Here is a 23216-nt window from a genome sequence, read left to right on the forward strand (position 1 = left end):
GACGTCATGACCGCCATTCCCCGGCTGAGCATCGGCCTGCCCGTCTACAACGGCGAGGAGTACCTCGCCGAATCGTTCGACGCCCTGCTCGGCCAGACCTACGAGGACTTCGAGCTGGTCGTCTCGGACAACGCCTCGACCGACGGGACGCAGGACATCTGCCGCCGGTACGCCGAGAAGGACCCGCGCATCCGCTACCTCCGGCTGACCCGCAACATCGGTGCCGCGCCGAACCACAACTACGTGTTCACCCAGTGCCGGGGCGAACTGTTCAAGTGGGCCTCGCACGACGACCTGTACGCCCGCGACCTGCTGCGCTCCTGCGTCGAGGCACTGGACGAACACCCCGAGGTGATCCTCGCGCACGCCGACCAGGCGGTGATCGACGAGCACGGCCAGGTGAAGGTCCCGTACGAGTACACCCTGGCCACCGACTCGCCGCGTGCCCCCGAGCGCTTCCGCAGCATGCTCTTCGAGCCCGGTGGCGACGACTTCTACGGGGTGATGCGGGCGGACGTGCTGCGCCGGGTGAAGCCGCACGACAGCTACCACCACGCGGACCGTACGTTCGTCGCGGAGATCGGTCTGCACGGGCCCTTCCACCAGGTGCCTGAGCTCCTGTATTTCCGCCGCGACCACCCCACCCGCGCCGAGCGGGCGAACCCTTCGCTGCGCTCCCGGTGCGTCAACCTGGACCCGCGCAGGGCGGGGCTGCTGCATCCGACGCCCCGGCTGCTCGCCGAGTACGTCGCGGGCTTCGTCTCGGCGATCCGGCGGGCGCCGCTCTCCTCGGCCGACCGGCTCGCGTGCTACCGCCACCTCGCCGCGTGGATGGCCAGCCGGGCCAGGCCCGGGGCGGGCGAGCGGGTCGAGGACCGCGCGCCGGTCGATCCGGCGCTGCTGGCCGTCTCGGTGGACGACCTCGTCGCGGGCCGCGAAGGGCGGCGGGCGTGACGTCCACACCCAGCGCTGCCGTACGCCAAAGGCCTTTGCATGTCGGGGTGTTCGGCCTGCTCGGCTCGGGGAACCTCGGCAACGACGGCTCCCTCGAAGCGGTGCTCGGCTACCTCCGCGCCGAGCACCCGGATGCGGTGGTGGACGCGCTGTGCGGCGGTCCCGAGGTCGTCGCGTCCCGGTACGGGATCCGGGCGACGCGGCTGCACTGGTACCGGGGTGAGTACCGGACGGCGTCGCGGGCGGGCGCGGTCGCGGGCAAGGGTCTGGGCAAGCTCGTCGACGTGGTGCGCACCGCCGCCTGGGTGCGGCGGCACGATGTGGTGATCGTGCCGGGCATGGGGGTCCTGGAGGCCACGCTGCCGCTGCGGCCCTGGGGGTTCCCGTACTCGCTGTTCCTGCTCTGTGCGAGCGGCCGGCTGTTCGGTGCGCGCGTCGCGCTGGTGGGGGTCGGGGCGGCCCCGATCGGCGACCGGGCGACCCGGGCGCTGGTGCGCTGGTCGGCGCGGCTGGCCGCCTACCGGTCGTACCGGGACGCCCCGTCGCGTGCGGCGATGCGGGCGACGGGGGTGCGGACCGGACGGGACGGGGTGTACCCGGACCTCGCGTTCGCGCTGCCGACGCCGACGCCGACGCCGCCCGTGGGCACTCCCCCGGACCCCGAGGGCCGGGTCTGCGTAGGCGTCATGGCCTTTCACGGCGGCAACGACGACCGCGCCAGGGCCGAGGAGATCCACCGCCGTTACCTCGAAGGGACGACCCGCTTCGTGCGTACGCTGGCCGAGGAGGGCAGGGCGGTCCGGCTGCTCACCGGGGACGCGTGCGACGCGCCGGTGGTCGCCGCGATCCTCGACGCGGTGGACTCGCCCCTGGTCACCGCCGCAGAAACAAGCTCGCTGGCCGACCTGATGGCGGAGATGGCGGTGGCCGACACCGTGGTGGCCACCCGTTACCACAACCTGGTCTGCGCGCTGAAGGTCGGCGTACCGACGCTCGCGCTCAGCTATGCGGCGAAGAGCGACGCGCTCCTGGACCGGATGGGTCTGGGCGCCTACTGCCACCCGGCCCGCGAGGTCGACGCCGACCGGCTGCTGGAACAGTTCCGGGCGCTGGAGAAGAACGCGCCGGACCTACGCCGCACCCTCGGCGAACGGAACCTCGACGTCGACCGTCAACTCCGGGACCAGTTCGCCGACTTGACCAAGGCCGTGTTCCCCGCGGCCGAACCGGACCGAGCACAGCGGGAGACACCGTGAAGGCCACCGAAGTACCGGAGATCGACGGCGCGTACCTCTTCGAGCCGACGCCGTACGCCGACGAACGCGGCTTCTTCTGCCGCACGTTCGACGCCGATGTGGTCCGCTCGGTGGGGCTCGACCCGTACGCCTTCGTCCAGGACAGCGTCTCCCGCTCGGCCCGGGGCGTGCTGCGCGGGATGCACCTGCGGTCGGGGGCCGGGGAGGCGAAGCTGGTGCGGTGTTCGTACGGGCGGATCTTCGACGTGGTCGTGGACCTGCGGCCGCAGTCGCCGACGTACCTGGGCCGGGCCTTCTTCGAGCTGTCCGACGAGACGCAGAGGACCCTGTACATCCCGGCGGGGTGCGCGCACGGCTTCCAGGCGCTCACCGAGACCGCCGACACCTCGTACCGGATCGACCGCCCGCACGATCCGGCCGAGGACGTGACGATCGCCTTCGACGACCCGGAGCTGGACATTCCGTGGCCGCTGCCGGCGGTGTCGATGTCCCGGCGGGACCGGGAGGCACCGAGCCTCGCGGAAGCCCTGAAGAAGAAGGAGAGCTGAAGTCAGCGTGGAGAAGAGTGCGGAGCAAGGGGAGTTCCCGCTGCCCCGGTCGCGGCACGCCAACGAGCGGCTGCACGCCATGGTCCCCGGGGGCGCGCACACGTACGCCAAGGGCGACGACCAGTACCCCGAGAACCTGGCCCCGGTCATCAGCCACGGCCTCGGCGCCCACGTCTGGGACGTCGACGGCAACCGCTACATCGAGTACGGGTCCGGGCTGCGGTCGGTCAGCCTCGGCCACGCCCACCCCCGGGTGGTCGAGGCGGTCCGCCGCCAGCTCGGCCGGGGCAGCAACTTCGTCCGGCCGTCGATCGTGGAGGTCGAGGCCGCGGAGCGCTTCCTGGCCACGGTGCCGACCGCCGAGATGGTCAAGTTCGCGAAGAACGGCTCCGACGTCACCACCGCCGCGGTGCGTCTCGCCCGCGCCGCCACCGGGCGGCCCCGGGTGGCGATCTGCGGCGACCACCCGTTCTTCTCCGTCGACGACTGGTTCATCGGTACGACGCCGATGTCCGCCGGGATCCCTGACTCGACCACCGAGCTCACGGTGGCGTTCCCGTACGGGGACCTGGCCGCCACCGAGGAACTGCTCGCCCGGTACGAGGGCGAGGTGGCCTGCCTGATCCTGGAGCCCGCCGGGCACACCGAACCCCCGGCCGGGTACCTCGGCGGTCTGCGCGAGCTGGCCGACCGGCACGGCTGCGTGCTGGTCTTCGACGAGATGATCACCGGTCTGCGCTGGTCCGAGGCGGGCGCCCAGGGCCTGTACGGCGTCGTGCCCGACCTCTCCACCTTCGGCAAGGCGCTGGGCAACGGGTTCGCCGTCTCCGCGCTGGCCGGGCGCCGCGAGCTCATGGAGTTCGGCGGGCTGCGGCACTCCGGCGACCGGGTGTTCCTGTTGTCCACCACGCACGGCGCGGAGACCCACTCGCTGGCGGCGGCGATGGCGGTGCAGAGCACCTACACCGAGGAGGGCATCACCGCACGGCTCCACTCGCTGGGCGAGCGGCTGGCGTCCGGTGTCCGGGCCGCGGCGGCGGACGCGGGGATCGGTGAGCACATCGTCGTACGGGGCCGGGCCAGCAATCTGGTCTTCGCCACCCTGGACGTGAACGGGCAGCCGTCGCAGGAGTACCGCACCCTGTTCCTGCGGCAGCTCCTCGCGGGCGGGGTGCTGGCGCCGTCGTTCGTGGTGAGCAGTGCGCTGAGCGGTACCGACATCGAGCGCACCGTCGACGCGGTGGCGCAGGCGTGTGCGGTGTACCGCAAGGCGCTGGACGCCGGTGATCCCGCGCCGTGGATGGGCGGGCGGCCGGTGAAGCCGGTGTTCCGGCGGTTGGTGTGAGGAGGGGCGGGCGTGGGGTGACGCGGTGTCAGCGAGGGCCGGGGCGAACGGTGTCGGCCCTCCTGTCCCTCACTTTGTCGCCCACCTTGTCCGCCACCTCGTCGATCAGCCACGCGCTCGCCGGGACCACCGCCAGCGCGGTGCACCAGCCGCCGAAGGTGTCGGTCGGGTAGTGCGCGCCCAGCGAGACCTGGGCCCAGGCCATGGCGGCGCCCGCCGACAGCGCTGCGACGAGCACGAGGAACGTACCGGCCGCTCTGCCGAGGCCGTACCGGCCTGCGGCCAGCAGTGCCACCGTGGCGGCGAGCGCGGTGAGGAAGCCGGTGTGGCCGCTCGGGTAGGACAGGTTCTCCGGGCCGTGGATGGTGCGTCCCACCAGGTACTTGAGCAGCGTCGTCGTCACCACGGTCGCTCCGCAGGCGACCACGACGAGCACGGCGGCACGGGGTCTGCGCAGCAGCAGGCAGCCCGCGACGGCGACCGCGACCACCGTCGCCGCGCCTGCGGGTTCGCCCAGGAAGTCGATGGCCAGCGCGACGCGCCGCCACGGCGGCCGCGGGTCGTCCACCGCCCGCAGGATCCAGGCGTCCAGCGATCCCGGCTGCCCGTGGCCCGCGTACATGGCCCCGAGGACGACGACCGCCAGCGTGCCGAGGGCCGCGATCAGCCCGAGCCACACGCGTAACGACCGGGGCAGCACGGCTGTCACTCTCATCAACGCCCTTTCGCACAAGCCTTGTCGGGAAACCCCGTAATTTTGCACCGGCGGTCAGGTCCGCCACAGGAGCCAGGCGTCGCCGCCGCAGTCGAGTTGGAGCGCCTGGTCGAGCTCGCCGCCGCCCTCGCGCACGGCGACGCATTTGCCGCTGTTCCTGTTGACCAGTTGCCAGGCGCGGTACGTGCCGTTGTAGCGGAAGCTCCAGTACTGGTCGGGGAAGAGGCCGCCACCGCCCTCGCCGCACAGGTACTGGGTGACGACCACCCCTTCCTCCTTGCGGGCGGCGTCGACGGACATGCAGAGGTCGCTGTTCCCGTTGCGGATCGAGTAGACCGGGCCCGCGCTGCCCCGCTCCTCCTCCGTGAGCCGCCAGAACTGCTCCTGACCCACACCGCAGTTGGACTGTACGAGGCCCTCGGCGGCGTCCGTACTGGCGTCGGGGACGGTGAGGCACATCCGGGTCGCGGCACTGGTGAACCGGAACCAGCCGGTGGGCAGCGGCGCCGGACGGGGCGGCTTGGGCTTGGGCTTGGCCGAGGACCGACGCGGCTTGGGCGAAGGACTCGCGTCCGGTACGGGGTCGGCGACGGGCGTGGTGGCGGGCGGGACGCTGGGGGTCGCCGTTTTACTGGGTGCCGGAGTGGGGCTGCCCTTGCCCAGCGCGTCGGGCGCGCCCGGAGACCGGTCGATAACGGGCGAGGCCCCCGGCTTGGCCCCTTGATCGGCCTTCTCACCGCCGGGAGGCACGAACTGCCAGACGGCAACGGCGACCACACTCACCGCGCCGACGGCAACACCGGAAAGAAGGGTGCGCCGAAGCCGACGCGAACGCGGAACGGCAGAGGCTCTGGGCGCGGGGGGTGGCGCCCCGGTCGCGGCCGGGCCGCGACCGGTCGCGACAGGACCGCTGCCGACGGTCGGTGGACTACTACCGGGCGCTGCCGGGCCGCTGCCTGCCACCACCGGCCCAGCGCCGATCGTCGGCGGCCTGCCGCCGGTCGCTACCGAGGAGCTGCCGGTCGCCACCGAACCGCCGCCAAAAGCCGCAGGCCCGCCGCCTGTCGTCGGCGTCGTGCCGCCCGTCGCTGCCGAGCCGCTCCCGGTTGCCGCAGGCCCGCTGCCCGCCACCACCGGACCACCGCCGCCCGTCGCTCCCGACCCACTGCCCGTCACCGCCGGACCGCTGCCCGTCGTCGGTGTCGTGCCGTCGGTCGTCGCCGAGGCGCTGCCCGCCACCACCTGACCGCTGCCGCTCGTCGGCGGCTTGCCGCCGGTCGTCGTCGGGTCGGGCACCGGCGCCGCGCCGAGGTTCGGCGTCGAGGTCGTCAGGAGGGTTCGTAAGCGGTCTTCGACCTCGCGTGCGTGATCCGGTCGGTCGGCGGGGGATTTGGACAGTAGTTCTGCCACCAGTGCGTCGAGGGCCGCGGGCAGGCCCGGTCTCAGGGTGCTCGGTAGCGGGGGGTCAACAGTGGTGTGCTGGACGCACAGTTCCTGCCATTCCCCGCCCTGGAAGGGGAGTTGGCCGGTGGAGAGTTCCAGGAGCACGCATCCCAGGGCGTAGAGGTCGGCGCGTCCGTCGACGCCCTTGTTGGTCCATCGTTCGGGCGCCAGGTACGGCAGCGAGCCGATGATGGTGTTCTCACTGGTCAGCCGGGCCGCCGCGGCCTGCTCGCGGGCGATGCCGAAGTCCAGCACCTTGGCCTTGCCCGCCGGTGTGATCATGACGTTCGCGGGTTTGATGTCCCGGTGGACAACTCCCGCGTCGTGTGCGGCGCCCAGTGCCGAGCAGATCTGGGCGGCCCACTCCAGGGCGTCCGCGAGCGGCGGGAGCCCCCGGTCGAGCGTCGCGGACAGGGGCTCGCCCTCGATGAGCTCCATGACGAGGTACAGCACGCGTTCGCCGTCGCGCTCCGTCTCGCCGAAGTCGTACACGGTCGCGATGTGCGGATGCGGGAGGCTGCCGTTGAGCCTGGCCTCCTGGACCATCCGCAGGGCCTCGCCCGCCGACCTCGGCACCCCGACCTTGACGGCCACCACCCGCTGGACCTGGGGGTCGTACGCCTTCCAGACCACGCCGAAGCCACCCGCACCGAGCCGTTCCTCCAGCCGGTACCGGCCGTTCAGTACTTCTCCCGCCCGCATTCGCCCCCCAAGCGACTCCGACCAACAGGCGTGTCATGAACGCGTGTTCAGCCTACGGCAGGACGGCGGAGTGATCCGACGGATCGTCAGGGACCGTTCCGGTCGCGCACGGTGCGAGAGCTCGTGATCACAAAGGGCTGTGATCATGGGTCCGCAGCGGCTTTACTCACCGCATGAGTGACAACGAGGGAATGCTGGCCGGCAAGGCCGTAATGATCACTGGCGCGTCGAGCGGGATCGGGGAGGCGGCGGCCCGGCTGTTCGCCGCGGAGGGAGCGTCGGTCCTGCTGATGGCCCGCCGCAAGGACACACTGGAGCAACTCGCCCGGGAGATAGCGGAGTCGGGCGGCCGGGCCGCCGTCAGCGCGGGTGACGTCTCCGTCGCCGACGACGTACAGCGCGCCGTGGACGCGACGGTGGAGCACTTCGGCGCACTGGACGCGGCCTTCAACAACGCGGGTTACGCGGGCGACGACCTGTCCCCCCTGCACGAGCTCGCCCCCGACGTCTTCGACCGCACCATGGACGTCAACGTACGCGGCACCTGGAACTGCCTGCGCGCCCAGATACCCGTGATGCTCGGGGCCAAGAAGGGCGCGATCGTCAACACCGCCAGCACCGCGGCCATGGTGGCCACCGGAGCGCCCGTGCCGTACGTCGCCGCCAAGCACGCGATCCTCGGCATGACCCGGGCGGCCGCGGCCGAGTACGCCGCGCACGACATCCGCATCAACACTCTCGTCGTGGGCACCACCCGAACGGAAATGATCAGCCAAGTGGTTGCCGCGAGACCGGAGTTGGAGGAGGCGTTCGTCGCCCGGCAGATGCAGAAGCGGATGGCGGAGCCGGTGGAGATCGCACAGGCGGCCCTGTGGCTGTGCAGCGACCGCGCCTCGTTCGCGACGGGTACGGCGATCGCCGTGGACGGCGGACTGACCTCCAACTGACGCCGTAGCGGCGGTCGTTGCGCGCGCCGGCCCCAGCGGCGGGGAGGCTACTGGGGCCGGCGCGGGCGGAAGTAGGCGCCAGGAGTGGTGCCGGTCTCGCGTCGGAAGGCCGCGACGAAGGCACTGACCGTCTCGTAACCGACCGACCGTGACACCCGGTTGAGCGGTTCGCCGGCCGCCAGGGCGGGCAGTGCCGCGTTCAGGCGGGCGAGGGTGCGCCAGCGTCCGAAGGGCATTCCGGTGCCGGACAGGAACAGCCGGGCGAGGGTGCGCCCCGAGACTCCGGCCCGGCGGCCCAGGGCGTCGAGCGAGAGGGCGCAGGCCGGTTCGTCGATGAGGAGCCGGGCGATCTCGCGGGCGCGCGGGTCGGCGGGCAGGGGCGTGGCCAGTGTGGTCACGGCCACCGGCACCAGCAGGTCGAGCAGTAACGCCTCGCCGTGCGCCCGGTGTTCGGCGGGGAGGTCGCGGTCGTCGAGGAAGTGGATGAGTTCCGCGAGCAGTACGGGGACCTCCACCGGCTGCGGTGCGGTCCACGGCCCGGGGATGCCCGTCGGTGCGGTGGCGAGGTAGAGGGAGCGCATCGTGCTGCGCCCCGCCGAGAGCACCTCGTGCGGCACCCCGGCCGGGATCCACAGCGCCCGGGTGGTCGGCAGCACCCAGGTCCGGTCGTCCGCCTCGACGGTGAGGGTGCCGCTGGACGCCCAGGCCAGTTGGTGCACCGGGTGGGTGTGCCGGTTGAACCGGGTCCCCACCGGCATCGGGAACGTACCGATGAGGACGCGTGAGGCGTCGTGTCCGTTTCTCGACATGGGGTGGAAGGCTACGTCCTTCCGGGCGGTGTCGGCGGTCCCTAGCGTTGCGGGCATGAACAGAAACCACGAGCTGTGCGCGACCCCCGAGTGGGCCGAATTCCTGCGGACCGACGTACTGCCCGTCGCTGTCGAACGGGCCGAACTGGGAAGGGAGTTGCTGGAGGTGGGGCCGGGTCCCGGTGCGACGACCGAGTGGCTGCGGACCAGGGTGGAGCGGGTAGTGGCCGTCGAGGTCGATGCCGGGGCGGCGGAGCTGCTGGCCGACCGGTACGCCGGGACGAACGTGGAGGTCCTGCGGGGTGACGGGGTGTCCCTGGAGTTCGCCGACGACTCGTTCGACTCGGCGGCCTCGTTCACGATGCTGCACCACGTGCCGACGACCGCTCTCCAGAACCGGCTGCTGGCGGAGCTGCTGCGGGTACTGCGTCCCGGCGGGGTGCTGGTCGGCGCCGACAGCCTCGCCAGCACCGAGCTGCACGACTTCCACGAGGGCGACGTCTACCACCCGGTGGAGCCGGCCGCCTTCCTCGTACGGCTTCAGACGCTGGGGTACGTCGACATCACGCTCCGGGTGGGCCAGGGGATGACCTTCTCGGCACACAAGCCGCCCGCGCCGGGGCGGGCCTGAACAGCCTCTTCTCGTACACCCGACGGAAAAGCCCGGTACCGGTCATGATCAGATGACGGAGCGCGACGCCTGCTCGCCGAGCCGATTCGGGGGGAATCCACCATGGTCGAAGGAGTCGAAGGAGTCGACGGAGTCGAGGTGGTCGAGGGATCGGACCCGCGCGCTCGTGCGCACCGGGTCCCCCACGCCGATCCGGGGACACCGGACTTCCGCAGTCCGGCACGCTTCCTGTGGTGGCTGGTCAGGATGCAGCCCAAGCGGGTCCTCACCGGCGCCCTGTGGGGCAGCTCGTGGATGTGTGCGCTCATGCTGCCGCCGTACCTCATGTCGAGGGCGATCGACAGCGGCCTCAAGGGGCGGGACACCGGGGAGCTGGTCCTGTGGGTCGTGCTGATCCTCGTGGTCGGTGCGGTCATCGCCTGTCTGGGGATCCTGCGCCACCGCACGATGACGCTCATCCGGATCGACGCCGCCTACCGCACGGTGCAGGTCGTCGTCCGCCAGATCACCCGGCTCGGGGCGGCGCTGCCGAGCAAGGTGTCGGCCGGTGAGCTGACCCATCTGCAGGCCGGGGACATGGGGCGGATCGCCCAGACCCTGACCATCACGGGTCCGGGTGTGGGTGCGGTACTGGCCTACACCGCCGCGGCCGTGCTGCTGTTCCGCATCTCCGCCCTGCTGGCGCTGGTGGTGCTGCTGGGGGTCCCGCTGCTGGCGGTGACCGTCGGCCCGCTGCTGGGGAAGCTGCACGGCGCGGAGGGAACGTACCGGGAGAAGCAGGGCGAACTCACCGCGCAGGCCGTGGACGTCGTCACCGGTCTGGGCGTGCTGAACGGCATAGGGGGCAAGGCGGTGTTCGCGCGCCGCTACCGGGAGCGGTCCCGGGCCCTGCTCGCCGACGGCTACCGGGTCGCCGCGCTCACCAGCTGGGTGCAGTCCCTGGGCGCCTGTCTGCCGGTCCTCTTCCTCGCCCTGGTCACCTGGATCGCGGCGCGGATGGCGGCCAGTGGGGCCATCACCGTGGGCGAGCTGGTGGCGGTGTACGGATACGTCGCCGCGCTCCTGCCGCCGGTGACGTTCTTCGTCGAGGGCGCCGACGACCTGCCGCGCGGGCTCGTCTCGGCGGGGCGGGTGACCCGCATCCTGGCGATGGAGCCCGACGTCGCGGACCGCGCGACCCTGGTGCCAGGACCGGCCGGCCCCGCCGATCTGCACGATCCTGCCTCCGGTCTGGTGGTTCCGGCCGGGCGTACGACGGCCCTGGTGAGCGCGCGTTTCGACGAGGTGCGCGCGGTGGTCGACCGGCTGGGCCGTTACACGGACTCCGAGGTCACCTGGGGCGGTGTCCCGCTGTCGGGGATGGCGCTCGACGAGGTGCGGCGGCGCGTGCTGCTCGCGGACAACGACACGTACGTCTTCAGCGGTCCGGTCCGCGAGGCGGTGTCGGCGGGGGCGCATTCGGACGCGGAGATCGAGCGGGCGCTGCGGGACGCCGTCGCCGAGGACATCGTCGAGGCGCTCCCGGACGGGCTCGGCTCCCGGCTGGGCAACCGGGCCCTGAACGTGTCCGGCGGCCAGCGGCAGCGGCTGCGGCTGGTGCGTGCGCTGCTCGCGGACCCCGAGGTGCTGCTGCTGGTCGAGCCGACGTCGGCGCTCGACGCGCTCACCGAGGCCACCGTCGCGGAGCGGGTCAACGCCGCCCGCCAGGGCCGCACCACCCTCGTCGTCACCACGTCGCCGCTACTGCTGGGGCATGCGGAGCAGGTGGCGTTCCTGGTGGACGGGCGGGTCGTCGCGGTGGGCACCCACGGTGAACTGCTCGCGCGGCAGCCCGCGTACCGGGCGCTGGTCTTCCGGGGCGCGGACGACGAACCGGTCCCCACCCTGGAAGGAGCCGGCCGATGAGCACCTCGCACGCTTCGCACACCTCGCACCCTTCGCGCACCGCATCGGAGACCCCGCAGCTGCCAGTCGCCGACAGCGCGACGGCGCGCCGGGCCGGCTGGGGGCTGCTCAGGGCGGACGGCCGGGCGATGGCCGTGATCATCGTCCTGACCTGTCTCGCCTCGCTCGCGGCGCTCGGCAGCCCGTGGCTGCTGGGGCGGATCGTGGGCCGGGTCGAGCAGGGTGACATCACCGCCTCCCAGGTCGATCTGCTGGCGCTGGGCGTCGTCGGGTTCGCCGTCGCCCAGCTGGTGCTGACCCGGTACGCGCGCAACCAGTCCCACCGGTTCGGCGAGCGCGCCCTGGCCCGGCTGCGCGAGGAGGTCGTCGAGCGGACCCTCGCCCTGCCCGCCCGGGTGGTCGAGCGGGTGGGCACCGGCGATCTGGTGACGCGCGCGACCGTCGACGTCGGCACTGTGGCCTCGACGCTGCGCAACGCGGCCCCGGACGTGTTCCTCGCCGGGGTGCAGGCGCTGTTCATCCTCGTCGCGGTGTTCGTGCTGCATCCGCTGCTGGGGCTGTGCGCGCTGGTCGGGCTGCCGTTCGTGTGGTGGGTCGGCCGCTGGTACCTCGCCAGGGCCAGGGACGCCTACCTCGCGGAAGGCGCGGCCTCGGCCGACGTGGCGGAAGGGCTGAACGCGACGGCGCAGGGCGCCCGTACGGTCGAGGCGTTCGGCCTGCGCGAGAGCCGGGTGCGGCATTCGGACCGGACCATCGATTCGGCGTACCGGGCGGGCAGGGGCACGCTGTACCTGCGGACGGTGCTGTTCCCGGTCACCGAATTCGCGCACACGCTGCCGCTGGCGCTGATCCTCCTGGTGGGGGGTCTGGCCTATCTGGACGGCGGGGTCGGCCTGGGTGTGGTGGTGACGGGCAGCCTCTACATGTGGCAGCTGGTCGACCCGCTCGACCGGGTGCTCGTCTGGATGGAGCAACTCCAGCGCAGCGGCGCCTCGTTCGCCCGCATCAAGGGCGTGGGGCTGGTCCCCGAGGAGACCGCGCCCGATGCGCGCCGGCCCGCCGACGACCGTATCGAGGTGTCCGGGGTCCGGTACGCGTACTCCGGTACGCACGACGTGCTGGACGGTGTCGATCTGACGGTGCGGCCCGGTGAGCGCCTCGCGGTGGTGGGGGCTTCGGGGGCGGGCAAGTCGACCCTGGGCAAGCTGATGTCCGGGGTGGGCGTTCCCCGTACGGGGTCGGTCACGGTGGGCGGGGTGCCGGTCGCGGCGCTGGCCGCGGCGGGTGCGCTGGGCAAGCGCATCGTCCTGATCACCCAGGAGCACCACGTGTTCCTGGGCACCCTGCGGGAGAACCTCGCGATGGCCGCGCCGGACGCCGACGACTCCGCCATGCTGACGGCGCTCGCCCTGGTGGAGGCCGACTGGGTACGGGAGCTGGCGGACGGGCTCGACACCCGGCTGGGCGCCGGTGGTGTCCAGCTCGATGCGGCGCAGGCCCAGCAGCTCACCCTCGCCAGGGTGGAACTGGCCGATCCGCACACGCTGATCCTCGACGAGGCGACCGCACTGCTCGACCCCACGACGGCACGGCACGCGGAACGCGCCATGGCGGCCGTGCGTGCCGACCGTACGGTGATCTCGATCGCGCACCGCTTGCAGACGGCGCACGACGCGGACCGGATCGCCGTGATGGAGGCGGGCCGGATCGTCGAGCTCGGCAGCCATGACGAACTGGTCGCCGCGCAGGGTCCGTACGCGGCGCTCTGGCGTTCCTGGAACGGGCAGGCGCCCTGAGAGGCAGACGCCTTGAGGAGCCGAGTCGGGACGATTGGCCCTGTGGGAAGGGACTTACGGCGGCCCGGCGGGAGCGGATCGGAACGTAGCGTCCAGGGGACGGGGCCCGGTCCTTGCGCTGCGCCCGTTGCCGCGCCCGTTCCTTTCCGTCCGTCTCCGAGGGAGTCCGCCGTGCAGGCGAAGTCCGTACGTCGTGCCGGTCGCGGCACCTCCGCCGTGGTGGCCACCGTCCTGCTGGGCGTGGCCGCGGTCGCCTGTTCCTCGGGCACCGATCCCGGTGACGGCAAGGTGGAGCTGTCCACCACTGCCCAGGAAGTCAACGCTCCGGCCGACGCCGAGGTGCTGTCGGGGCTTCCGTCGAAGATGGCGGCCGACGGCGTGACGATCGTCGTGGGCAAGCCGGACGCCCCGCACACCGTCACGGTGGCGGTCGACCCGCAGTGCGGCTGGTGCGCCAAGTTCGAGGCGGGCGGCGGAAAGGCCCTCGCGAAGGCGGTGGCGGACGGCCGGGTGAAGGCCGAGTACACCGTGGCCAGCTTCCTCGACCGGGGCACCGCCGGCTCCTCCACCAGGGCGGCCAACGCGATGCGGGCGTCGGTGGATTCGGGCGCGTTCGCCGAGTTCCACGCGGCGGTCTTCGCCAGCCAGTCGGAGGAGCACGGCACGGCCTTCGGCACCGAGCACCTGCTGAAGATCGCCGACCAGGTGAAGGGCCTGCGCGGCCCCGAGTTCGACCGCGCGGTCAAGGACCTCACGTACAAGGACTGGACGGCGAAGGCGCAGGCGGCCTTCACGGCGAACGGCGACACCAGCGTGCCGAGTGTCCGCATCGACGGCGAGAAGGTCACCGACAACGAGGCGATGCTGTCCGCCGACGGCTTCGAGAAGGAACTCCAGCGCTCCGGCGTGCGCTGAACCACCGGCCTGCGCGCGGTGAAACCACGTGGGGCGCGCGCGGTCAAGCCACGTGGGGCGCGTGCGCTGAAGTCAGGGGGTTTCCTGCGGTGCAGTCGCGTGGTTCATGGGGCCGCCGTGGCGCTGCCATGCCGGTGACGCCCCTGATTGCCGTGGGCTTCACCTTGGTGTAAGCACCATCGACGCGTGACGACAACTCGTAGCGCCACAGCGCGCAACAGCCGTGTCCAGCAGCCGAGTTCACGTAACAGCGACCCGGGCCGCCGGGCCTTCCTGACCACGATGGGCGGCCTCGCCACCACCGTCGCTCTCGGGGTTCCCGCCTACGCGTCCGATGCGGCGCGCGATGCCGCCACCGCCCACGAGTACGTGGACGTGCAGTTGCTCAACATCACTGATCTGCACGGGTACTTGCAGGGGCCGACCGGCAGTGACTCCGTCATCGTCGGCAACGGGGGGAAGAAGTACACCGTGGGCGGGGTCGCCGCGATGGGGGCCCATCTGGAGCGGCTGCGGGACGGGCGGCGCAATTCGCTGTTCTTCGCGCCGGGGGACCTGTTCTCCGGGTGGGAGTTCGACGCCGCCGCGTTCTCCGACGAGCCGACCGTCGAGGCGCTCAACCGGATGGGCCTGGACTTCGCCACGGCCGGGAACCACGAGTTCGACAAGTCGCCCGCGAACCTGGTGGATCACATGCTGGACGGGCGGGTGTATCCGGTCGTGGGCCAGGACACCGGGTTCCGTGATTCGACCGGGCGCAGGTTCCGGGGTGCCAACTTCCCCTACTACAGCGCCAATGTCGTACGGGCGAAGGGCGGGCGGACCGTGCTGCCGCCGTACCACGTGGAGTGGGTGCGGGGGCCCGGCGGGCGGCGGATCCCGATCGGGTTCATCCATCTCACCGCGATCGGGACCGAGTTGTTCCCCAACTCGTTCCATCCGGGGCTCAGGACGCTCGACGAGATCGCCACCGCCGACCGGTACGCGAAGCTGCTCAAGGCGCGCGGGGTGAACGCGATCGTGCTCAGCATGCACGACGGCGCGGTCGCGGGCGCCGACTTCAACAGCGGCAGCGACCCCTCGGGGCCCGCCTACGACCTGGCGCTGAAGGTCTCCCCCGACATCGACGCCATCGTCACCGGGCACTGGCACTGCCGGTTCAACATGATGGTGCCCGACCCCAACGGGGTGCCCCGGCCGTTCGTGGAGGCGGGCTTCCACGGGCAGGTGATCAACGAGATCAATCTGCGGCTCGATCCCCGGACGGGGAAGGTCGTCCGCGAGCTGACGGTGTCGACCAGCCATCCCAACTCCCGTGACATCGCCCCGCACCGGGAGCTGAAGGAGATCGCCGACTACTGGGCGGGGCAGGCGGCCGAGCGGGAGCGCAGCCGGATCGGGCGGCAGCGCGGGCCTTTCACCCGTACCAGGAACGCCGTCGGGCAGAGCACCATGGGTGATCTGGCCGCCGACTGGGCGCTGTGGGCGGCGCGCAGACCGGCGCCGTCGTACGACGACTCCAACGTCCACCCCTTCGCGCCCGCGCAGCTCGCGCTCGTACCGCTCGCGCCGACGGTCGGGCAGTCCTTCGTCCGGGGCGATCTGGTGCCGGCCTCGGGCGACGACGCGGTGGCGTTCGGGAAGGCGTGGCGGGCGATCGGTTACGGCTGCCCGACGGTGTGCGTCAAGGTGACGGGGCAGCAGCTCCACGACGCGCTGGAGCAGCAGTGGTCCACCGGGGCGGACGGGGCGCTGCGGTTCGCGCCGCTCGCGGTGTCCGGCAACGTCCGCTACTCGTTCGACGCGGCGGGTGCGGTGGGTGACCGGGTCGATCCGGCGGACGTGCGGATCGACGGGGCGCCGCTGCGGCTCGACCGGGACTACCGGCTGGCCACCGCCTCGTACACGCTGCTGGGGATGGACGGTTACCCGGCGCTGACCACGTACCGCGAGCCCTACCGGCACCAGCGGGACTTCGAGAGCTTCATCGCCTTCGTGCGCGGGCAGCGGGTGCTGACGCCGTCCGCGCTGGACCGGGTCACGGCGAAGAACGCGACGGCGCGGAGTGCCGGAGCGGGCGGCGCCGGGGCGGGCAAGGTCACGGACCCGCCTGTTCCGGTACGGCAGGACGGCACGGCACTGCCGCCGTCGGTGGCGGCCATCGTGACGGCGGGCGGGCCGCACGCGGTGCGGCACGGCGGGTTCCGGCCGCCCTGCTGACAGGGGGACGAGCCAAATCGCCGAGGGCCCGTCGGTCGGCCGACGGGCCCTCGGCGCCGCGGTCGCGAGGACTGCGGCTCACTCACTGACGTACGGTCAGCCACCCACTCCGGGCAGGCTCGGCGCAGCCGGGACGTTCGGCACACTCGGGACACTCGGCGCTGCCGGGACACTCGGCACGCTCGGCGCAGCCGGGACGTTCGGCACGCTCGGCGCAGCCGGGACACTCGGCACGCCCGGGACGCTCGGCACAGCCGGCGCCTTCGGCACACCGGGAACGCTCGGCACCTTCGGGACCTCGGGGACACCCGGCACGCTCGGCAGCTTGGGGAGGCCGGGCAGGTCGGCGGCGGGCAGGCCGCCGCCGAGCACGATGCTCACCAGGACGTTGACGCTCGCGGTGAGGGTGGCCTGGACGGCGGCGGCGATCTTCGCCGGGTCGCCCGTCACCGCGACCTTCAGCAGCGCGGTGACGTCGGCCTGGAGGTCGGCCAGCGCCTTCGCCTTGAGGTCGACCGGCGCACCGGCCTTGGGGGCGGCCTTGCTCGCCTTGGCGATGGCTTCCTCGACGGCCTTGCCCAGGCTCGCGGCGTCGGCGGCGGGCAGCTTGCCGCCCGGCGCCTTCAGTACGGCGTTGACCAGGTCGGCGACCGGCTTGAGAACGACGGTGAGGTCACCGAGCACCTTCGCCTGCGCGGTGAGCGCGTCCGCGCCGGGGATCGGAGGTACGGGTACGGAGGCGTCGGCGGCGGCGGAGGGCGCGCTGACGGCGGCGAAAGCCGGGCCCGCGGAGCCCAGGGCGAGGGCGCCGCACACTGCGGTCGAGACGAGAAGACCGGTGGTCCGGGACATGCGCATGAAGAAGGTCCTTTCGGAAGGAGAGTGGGTGGTGCTCTCTTCCACCGTCCGAACCAGGGTGACTCAGCGCAATATTTCGATTACCGCGAGCGATGGATCTGTGCCGTCGGAGGCACCCTGCGGGCCCGCTGGCCTTGCGTTTCTCCGAATTGCCGACGGGCGGCGCGAGTGCGTCCGATCAGGGGGTCGGGGTTCACCGGAACCGGACCCGCCGCTCCGTCAGAGCTCCTGCTCCGGCCAGCCGAGCAGCCGTGCGCCGACCACCGCCGTCTGGAGGGTGTAGCGGTGGACGGGGTCGCCCGGGTCGGCGCCGGTCAGCTTGTGGATGCGGTCCAGTCGGTACGTCATGGCGCGCACGCTCAGCGAGAGGCGGCGCGCGGCCTCGGCGGCGACGCAGCCCGTGTCGAAGTACGCGGTCAGCGTGTCGATCAGCGGCTGAGCTCCGCCACGGGCCTGCTCCAAGGGGCCCAGCACACTGCCCACGAGGTCGGCCATCGCCTGCCGGTCCCGGGTGAGTACGGGGTAGACCAGCAGGTCGGCGGCGTGCAGCACCGGGCCTTCGAGGTGTATGCGGGCGGCCAGGTCGAGGGCATTGAGGGCCTCCTCGTAGGAGTGGACGACGCCGCCCGCACCGGGATGGGCACGGCCGATGGCGACCAGACCGCCGTCGGTGGCCGCGTGCGCCTGCTTGGCGAAGTAGCTCAGGACGTCGGCCTGGTCGGCCGGGGCGATGCAGATCAGCCGGCCGTCCTTGGTGGTGAGGAGGATGCGGCGGTCGCCGAACCGGGCGACCAGCGCCTCCCAGACGTGCCGGGTGACCGGATGGCCGTCCTCGTACGGGTCGGCCCCCTGGGCCACCGCGACCGCGTGGGCGTGGGAGAGGAGGAGACCGAAGCGTTCCGCGCGTTCGGCGAGGCGGCCGAGGTCGCTGCGGCCGTACAGCAGGTCGTCGATGAACTCCCGCCGGGCCGCTTCCTCCTGCCGTACCGCCAGGTACTGGGCCCGCTCGTGCCCCTCGGCGAAGGCGTCCACCGCCTCCTCGACGGCGGCGAGCAGATGTGCCGTCTCCCGCTGCGACATGCCTTCGCTGGCGCCCTTCGCCGCGTTGAGGTGGGCGCGGACCAGGGCGCGCAGGCCTATGCCGGCTTCGGAGGCCCGTTCGCCCCGGCCCCGCAGCGCCTCACGTTCGCCCCGGGTGAGCCTTCTGCCGGTGGCGCAGGCGTCGCGCAGGATCCGGGCGTACCCGTCGAGGTGTTCCGCCGGGATTCCCTGGTCCGTCACGCTCTCTCCTTCGTCGTTCGTATTCGGCCGCCGGCAGCACCCGGCATCAAGGAATCATAAAGATTGCCGGTCCACGGCAATGCGAACGGGTGTGCGCCCGGTCCAGGATGGGCCGAGGCGACGGGCGGGGGCATCGGATTCTGGCTGCTGGTGCTGTGGGGGGCCGTGAGCCACGACAGCTTCGACGGCGAGCTCGGCGGCGGCGGGGCGCTCGGGCTCGGTGGTGTGCCCGTGTCGGTGGCCGCCTCGCTGCTGATCTCGCTGGGCTGGTTCGTGAGCCTGAGCGGGGCTTCCCTGATCGGCCGGGCCGGAGTCCTCGGTCTCGGGCGGCACCTGCTCAACATGGCGCTGCTGCTGGTCTCCCTGGTCGTCGCCTGGCTGCTGACCCGCTTGCTCACCCGCCTGCTGGCCAGGCTCTTCCCCGACGAACCCGGGCCGTCCCGGCAGGACTTCGTCGGTCGGACCTGCACCATCCGCACGGGGCGGGTGGATGCGCGCTTCGGCCAGGCGGAGGTCTCCGCCACGGACGGCTCGACGGCCGTGGTGCAGGTGCGCCAGTTCGGGGCCGACCCGCTGCCGCTGGGCAGTACCGCGCTGCTCTACGCGTACGACGAGGACGGCGAGTTCTTCTGGGCCGCCCCGTACGGACCTGAGCTCCTGCCGGGCGCCTGACGCGATAGCGGGTAAGGAAGCTCTCCCATGGATGCCATCACCGTGGGCGCCGTCGTGCTCGGCGCCGTCGTGCTCGGCGCCGTCGTACTGCTCGTGGCCGTAGGCCTGTTGCTGGTCCTGACCCGGCTCTTCCGCTCACCGGCAAGGAGGAGGCGTTCGCCGCGAGTTTCGTGGAGAACGCGCTCACCTCGCACCCGGTGCTGGCCCCGCTGGCCGGACGCGAGCGCGCCGATCTGGATCTGCTGGTGCGGCTGGCGGACGGCGACCCGGCCGCCCGGGCCGACCGGCTCGTCCACCCCTACGGGCCCACCGAGCTGGACCGGATCCTGGCCGTGCTGCGGCACCTGCTGACGGTCCGGGCGACGGTACTCGCCGTCACCGCCGGGTACGTACGCGACCGGGCGCTCGGCGGCGCCGAAGGGGACGGGCTCGGCCGGGCGGTGGCCGCTCTCGGGCTGCTCGCGGACCGGCTGGCGGCCGTGGAGTCGGCCATCGTACGGGCGGCGGGGCCGGGGCAGCGGCCCGGCTGACGGTCACGGGGTGGGGGCCGCCAAGCCTGCCCCCACCCCGTACCTCTCAGTCCTCGCCCTCCAGGTCGCCCTCGGTCTCCAGGTACGCCTTGCGCAGCGCGTCCAGGATCGCCGGGTCGGGCTTGGCCCACATGCCGCGCGACTCGGCCTCCAGGAGGCGTTCGGCGATGCCGTGCAGGGCCCAGGGGTTGGCTTCCTTGAGGAACTCGCGGTTGACCGGGTCCAGGACGTACGTCTCGGTGAGCTTGTCGTACATCCAGTCGGCGACCACGCCGGTCGTCGCGTCGTACCCGAAGAGGTAGTCGACGGTGGCGGCCAGCTCGAAGGCGCCCTTGTAGCCGTGGCGGCGCATCGCCTCGATCCACTTCGGGTTGACCACGCGGGCACGGAAGACGCGCGAGGTCTCCTCGACGAGGGTGCGGGTCTTGACCGTCTCGGGGCGGGTGGAGTCGCCGATGTACGCCTCGGGGGCCTTGCCCTTCAGTGCGCGGACGGTGGCGACCATGCCGCCGTGGTACTGGAAGTAGTCGTCGGAGTCGGCGATGTCGTGCTCGCGGGTGTCGGTGTTCTTGGCCGCCACCTCGATGCGCTTGTACGCCGTCTCCATCTCCTCGCGGGCCGGGCGGCCGTCGAGCTCGCGGCCGTACGCGTAGCCGCCCCAGACCGAGTAGACCTCGGCGAGGTCGGCGTCGGTGCGCCAGTCGCGGGAGTCGATGAGCTGGAGGAGTCCGGCACCGTACGTGCCCGGGCGCGAGCCGAAGATGCGGGTCGTCGCGCGGCGTTCGTCGCCGTGCTCGGCGAGGTCGGCCTGGGTGTGGGCGCGCACGTAATTGACGTCGGCCGGCTCGTCGAGGGACGCGGCGAGGCGCACCGCGTCGTCGAGGAGGCCGATGGTGTGCGGGAAGGCGTCGCGGAAGAAGCCGGAGATGCGCAGGGTGACGTCGATGCGCGGGCGGCCGAGCTCTTCGGCGGGGATCGGCTCCAGGCCGGTGACCCGGCGCGAGGCGTCGTCCCAGACCGGGCGGACGCCGAGCAGCGCGAAGGCCTCGGCGATGTCGTCGCCCGCCGTGCGCATCGCGCTGGTGCCCCAGAGGGACAGGCCGACGGAGGTGGGCCACTCGCCGTTGTCGGTGCGGTAGCGGGTCAGGAGGGACTCGGCGAGGGCCTGTCCGGTCTCCCAGGCCAGCTTGGAGGGGACGGCCTTGGGGTCGACGGAGTAGAAGTTGCGGCCGGTCGGCAGGACGTTGACCAGGCCGCGCAAGGGGGATCCGGAGGGTCCTGCCGGGACGAAGCCGCCGTTCAGCGCGTGCACGGTGTGGCTGAGTTCGTCGGTGGTGGCGCCGAGGCGCGGGACGACCTCGCGGGCGGCGAAGCCGAGGATGTCGGCGACGGCGGCGGGGTGTCCTTCGGCCACCCGGGCGACGGCGGACGCGTCCCAGCCGTGGTCCTCCATCGCCTGGACGAGGACGCGGGCCTGCTCCTCGATCTCGTCGGTGGCGGTGCGCTGGGCGGCCGATTCGTCGAGGCCGAGGGCCTCGCGCAGGCCGGGCAGGGAGGCGGTGCCGCCCCAGATCTGGCGGGCGCGCAGGATGGCGAGGACCAGGTTGACGCGGGCCTCGCCCGTGGGGGCCCCGCCCAGGACGTGCAGTCCGTCGCGGATCTGGACGTCCTTGATCTCACAGAGCCAGCCGTCGAGATGCATGATGAACTCGTCGAAGCCCTCGTCCTCCGGGCGGTCTTCGAGCCCGAGGTCGTGGTCGAGCTTCGCGGCCTGGATGAGCGTCCAGATCTGGGCGCGGATCGCGGGCAGCTTCGCCGGGTCCATGGAGGCGATCTGGGCGTGCTCGTCGAGGAGTTGTTCCAGACGGGCGATGTCGCCGTAGCTGTCGGCGCGGGCCATCGGCGGCACCAGGTGGTCGACCAGGGTGGCGTGCACCCGGCGCTTGGCCTGGGTGCCCTCGCCCGGGTCGTTGACCAGGAACGGGTAGATGAGGGGGAGGTCGCCGAGGGCGGCGTCGGGGCCGCAGGCGGCGGAGAGTCCGGCGTTCTTGCCGGGCAGCCACTCCAGGTTGCCGTGCTTGCCGAGGTGGATCATCGCGTCGGCGCCGAAGCCGTTGTCGTCGGCGAAGGCGGCGATCCAGCGGTAGGCGGCGAGGTAGTGGTGCGAGGGCGGCAGGTCGGGGTCGTGGTAGATCGCAATCGGGTTCTCGCCGAAGCCGCGCGGCGGCTGGATGAGGATGAGCAGGTTGCCGTGCCGCAGGGCGGCGAGCACGATGTCGCCCTCGGGGTTGGCGGACCGGTCCACGAACATCTCGCCGGGCGCCGGGCCCCAGTGCTGCTCGACCGCTTCGCGCAGTTCGGCGGGCAGGGTGGCGTACCAGCGGCGGTAGTCGGCGGCCGGGATGCGGACCGGGTTGCGGGCCAACTGCTCCTCGGTCAGCCACTCCTGGTCGTGGCCGCCCGCCTCGATGAGCGCGTAGATCAGCTCGTCGCCCTCGCCGGAGACGAGTCCCGGCACCTCCTCCGTACCGAAGTCGTAGCCCTCGGCCTGGAGGCGGCGCAGCAGGGCGACGGCACTTGCGGGGGTGTCGAGGCCGACGGCGTTGCCGATGCGGGAGTGCTTGGTGGGGTACGCGGAGAGCACGAGTGCGACGCGCTTCTCGGCGTTGGGGATGTGCCGCAGCCGTGCGTGGCGTACGGCGATTCCGGCGACGCGGGCGGCGCGCTCGGTGTCGGCGACGTACGCGGGCAGGCCGTCCTCGTCGATCTCCTTGAAGGAGAACGGGACGGTGATCAGGCGGCCGTCGAACTCCGGGACGGCGATCTGGCTGGCGGCGTCGAGCGGGGAGACGCCCTCGTCGTTGTCCTCCCAGTCGCCGCGCGAGGAGGTCAGGCAGAGCGCCTGGAGGATCGGTACGTCGAGGCCGGAGAGGGCGCCCGCGTCCCAGGACTCGTCGTCGCCGCCTGCCGATGCCTCGGCGGGGCGGGTGCCGCCCGCGGCGAGGACGGTGGTGACGATGGCGTCGGCGGCGCGCAGTTCCTCGATGAGCTCGGGCTCGGGGGTGCGCAGGGAGGCCACGTACAGCGGCAGCGGGCGCGCTCCGGCGGACTCGATCTCGCCGCAGAGGGCGTCGATGAAGGCGGTGTTGCCGCTCATGTGGTGGGCGCGGTAGTAGAGCACCGCGACGGTCGGGCCCTCGATGTCCTCGCGGGCGGTGCGCTCCAGCGGGCCCCAGGAGGGGGCGGGGGCGGGCGACTCGAAGCCGTGGCCGGTGAGGAGCACGGTGTCGGAGAGGAAGCGGGCCAGCTGTTCCAGGTTGGCGGGGCCACCGTGCGCCAGGTAGGCGTGCGCCTCGGCCGCGATGCCGACGGGGACGGTGGAGGCGGCCATCAGCTGGGCGTCGGGGGCCTGTTCACCGGTGAGGACGACGACGGGCCGGCCCGTGGCGAGCACCTGGTCGAGGCCGTCCTGCCAGGCGCGGACCCCGCCCAGCAGGCGTACGACGACGAGGTCGACACCGTCGAGGAGCCCGGGCAGGTCGGTGAGGGCGAGCCGGGAAGGGTTGGCGAAGCGGTAACCGACCGGGCCGTTCGAGGAGCGGGCGCTGAGCAGGTCGGTGTCGGACGTCGACAGGAGCAGGAGCATGCGGCGTCGTGCCTTCCTCGGGGTGTCCACGCCCCGGGCGGTG

The 23216-nt window shown here is 72.4% G+C and carries 17 protein-coding genes and 1 pseudogene; 12 read left to right on the forward strand and 6 right to left on the reverse strand.

Going from position 1 to position 23216, the window contains the following annotated elements:
* Positions 1-6 precede the first annotated feature (6 nt).
* The 4 genes from ACZ5PB_RS13460 to ACZ5PB_RS13475 are packed head-to-tail and all read left to right on the forward strand — an operon-like array spanning position 7 to position 4103.
* Positions 7-954 (forward strand): glycosyltransferase family 2 protein, encoded by a 948-nt coding sequence (locus ACZ5PB_RS13460; protein WP_468690640.1) that lies wholly within the window; start codon positions 7-9, stop codon positions 952-954.
* Positions 951-2210 carry a polysaccharide pyruvyl transferase family protein gene (locus tag ACZ5PB_RS13465; RefSeq protein ID WP_468690642.1) on the forward strand — a complete coding sequence of 420 codons (1260 nt, stop codon included), beginning with the start codon at positions 951-953 and terminating at the stop codon, positions 2208-2210. Before ACZ5PB_RS13460 ends, ACZ5PB_RS13465 begins: the two co-directional genes overlap by 4 nt.
* Positions 2207-2758: a dTDP-4-dehydrorhamnose 3,5-epimerase gene (gene rfbC, locus ACZ5PB_RS13470; protein ID WP_468690644.1), complete on the forward strand. Its 552-nt coding sequence runs from the start codon at positions 2207-2209 to the stop codon at positions 2756-2758. Before ACZ5PB_RS13465 ends, rfbC begins: the two co-directional genes overlap by 4 nt.
* Before the next feature lie 7 nt (positions 2759-2765).
* On the forward strand, positions 2766-4103 hold the full coding sequence (locus ACZ5PB_RS13475; RefSeq protein ID WP_468690646.1) for a glutamate-1-semialdehyde 2,1-aminomutase: 1338 nt from the start codon (positions 2766-2768) through the stop codon (positions 4101-4103).
* Between the two features lie 28 nt (positions 4104-4131).
* Here ACZ5PB_RS13475 and ACZ5PB_RS13480 read toward each other — a convergent pair whose 3' ends face one another.
* Both ACZ5PB_RS13480 and ACZ5PB_RS13485 read right to left on the reverse strand, forming a co-directional pair.
* On the reverse strand, positions 4132-4818 hold the full coding sequence (locus ACZ5PB_RS13480; RefSeq protein ID WP_468690649.1) for a phosphatase PAP2 family protein: 687 nt from the start codon (positions 4816-4818) through the stop codon (positions 4132-4134).
* Positions 4819-4872: 54 nt separating this feature from the next.
* Positions 4873-6963: a serine/threonine protein kinase gene (locus ACZ5PB_RS13485; RefSeq protein ID WP_468690650.1), complete on the reverse strand. Its 2091-nt coding sequence runs from the start codon at positions 6961-6963 to the stop codon at positions 4873-4875.
* A 173-nt stretch (positions 6964-7136) separates the two neighbouring features.
* Here ACZ5PB_RS13485 and ACZ5PB_RS13490 point away from each other — a divergent pair, with 173 nt between their 5' ends.
* The gene (locus ACZ5PB_RS13490) at positions 7137-7910 is read left to right on the forward strand and encodes an SDR family NAD(P)-dependent oxidoreductase (RefSeq protein ID WP_468690652.1); all 774 of its coding nucleotides are present in this window, start codon (positions 7137-7139) and stop codon (positions 7908-7910) included.
* A gap of 47 nt (positions 7911-7957) precedes the next feature.
* Here the strand turns inward: ACZ5PB_RS13490 and ACZ5PB_RS13495 are convergent, their stop codons facing one another.
* Complete coding sequence (locus tag ACZ5PB_RS13495; protein WP_468690654.1) at positions 7958-8719, reverse strand: AraC family transcriptional regulator; 762 nt, start codon at positions 8717-8719, stop codon at positions 7958-7960.
* A gap of 55 nt (positions 8720-8774) precedes the next feature.
* Between ACZ5PB_RS13495 and ACZ5PB_RS13500 the strand changes: the two genes are divergently transcribed.
* From ACZ5PB_RS13500 to ACZ5PB_RS13520, 5 genes are all read left to right on the forward strand, one after another.
* Entirely contained in the window at positions 8775-9350 is a 576-nt protein-coding gene (locus ACZ5PB_RS13500) for a class I SAM-dependent methyltransferase (protein WP_468690656.1), read from the forward strand.
* A 102-nt stretch (positions 9351-9452) separates the two neighbouring features.
* Positions 9453-11255: an ABC transporter ATP-binding protein gene (locus ACZ5PB_RS13505; RefSeq protein WP_468690657.1), complete on the forward strand. Its 1803-nt coding sequence runs from the start codon at positions 9453-9455 to the stop codon at positions 11253-11255.
* Positions 11252-13051, forward strand: a complete 1800-nt coding sequence (locus tag ACZ5PB_RS13510) for an ABC transporter ATP-binding protein (RefSeq protein ID WP_468690660.1) — start codon at positions 11252-11254, stop codon at positions 13049-13051. Before ACZ5PB_RS13505 ends, ACZ5PB_RS13510 begins: the two co-directional genes overlap by 4 nt.
* A 171-nt stretch (positions 13052-13222) precedes the next feature.
* The gene (locus ACZ5PB_RS13515) at positions 13223-13966 is read left to right on the forward strand and encodes a DsbA family protein (protein WP_468690662.1); all 744 of its coding nucleotides are present in this window, start codon (positions 13223-13225) and stop codon (positions 13964-13966) included.
* Between the two features lie 282 nt (positions 13967-14248).
* Entirely contained in the window at positions 14249-16186 is a 1938-nt protein-coding gene (locus ACZ5PB_RS13520) for a bifunctional metallophosphatase/5'-nucleotidase (RefSeq protein ID WP_468690892.1), read from the forward strand.
* 96 nt (positions 16187-16282) lie between these two features.
* On the opposite strand, the gene ACZ5PB_RS13525 is transcribed toward ACZ5PB_RS13520, so the two are convergent.
* Positions 16283-17044 (reverse strand): hypothetical protein, encoded by a 762-nt coding sequence (locus ACZ5PB_RS13525; RefSeq protein ID WP_468690664.1) that lies wholly within the window; start codon positions 17042-17044, stop codon positions 16283-16285.
* Positions 17045-17263: 219 nt separating this feature from the next.
* On the reverse strand, positions 17264-18325 hold the full coding sequence (locus ACZ5PB_RS13530; RefSeq protein ID WP_468690666.1) for a PucR family transcriptional regulator: 1062 nt from the start codon (positions 18323-18325) through the stop codon (positions 17264-17266).
* Between the two features lie 63 nt (positions 18326-18388).
* Here ACZ5PB_RS13530 and ACZ5PB_RS13535 point away from each other — a divergent pair, with 63 nt between their 5' ends.
* Together ACZ5PB_RS13535 and ACZ5PB_RS13540 are read left to right on the forward strand one after the other, a co-directional pair.
* Positions 18389-18997: a hypothetical protein gene (locus ACZ5PB_RS13535; protein WP_468690668.1), complete on the forward strand. Its 609-nt coding sequence runs from the start codon at positions 18389-18391 to the stop codon at positions 18995-18997.
* A 134-nt stretch (positions 18998-19131) separates the two neighbouring features.
* Positions 19132-19527: pseudogene (locus tag ACZ5PB_RS13540) on the forward strand (hypothetical protein); the annotation flags it as partial.
* Between the two features lie 46 nt (positions 19528-19573).
* On the opposite strand, the gene cobN reads toward ACZ5PB_RS13540, so the two are convergent.
* On the reverse strand, positions 19574-23173 hold the full coding sequence (cobN, locus tag ACZ5PB_RS13545) for a cobaltochelatase subunit CobN (RefSeq protein WP_468690893.1): 3600 nt from the start codon (positions 23171-23173) through the stop codon (positions 19574-19576).
* Positions 23174-23216 lie beyond the last annotated feature (43 nt).

The sequence above is a fragment of the Streptomyces sp. NPDC032721 genome (genome assembly GCF_055579625.1).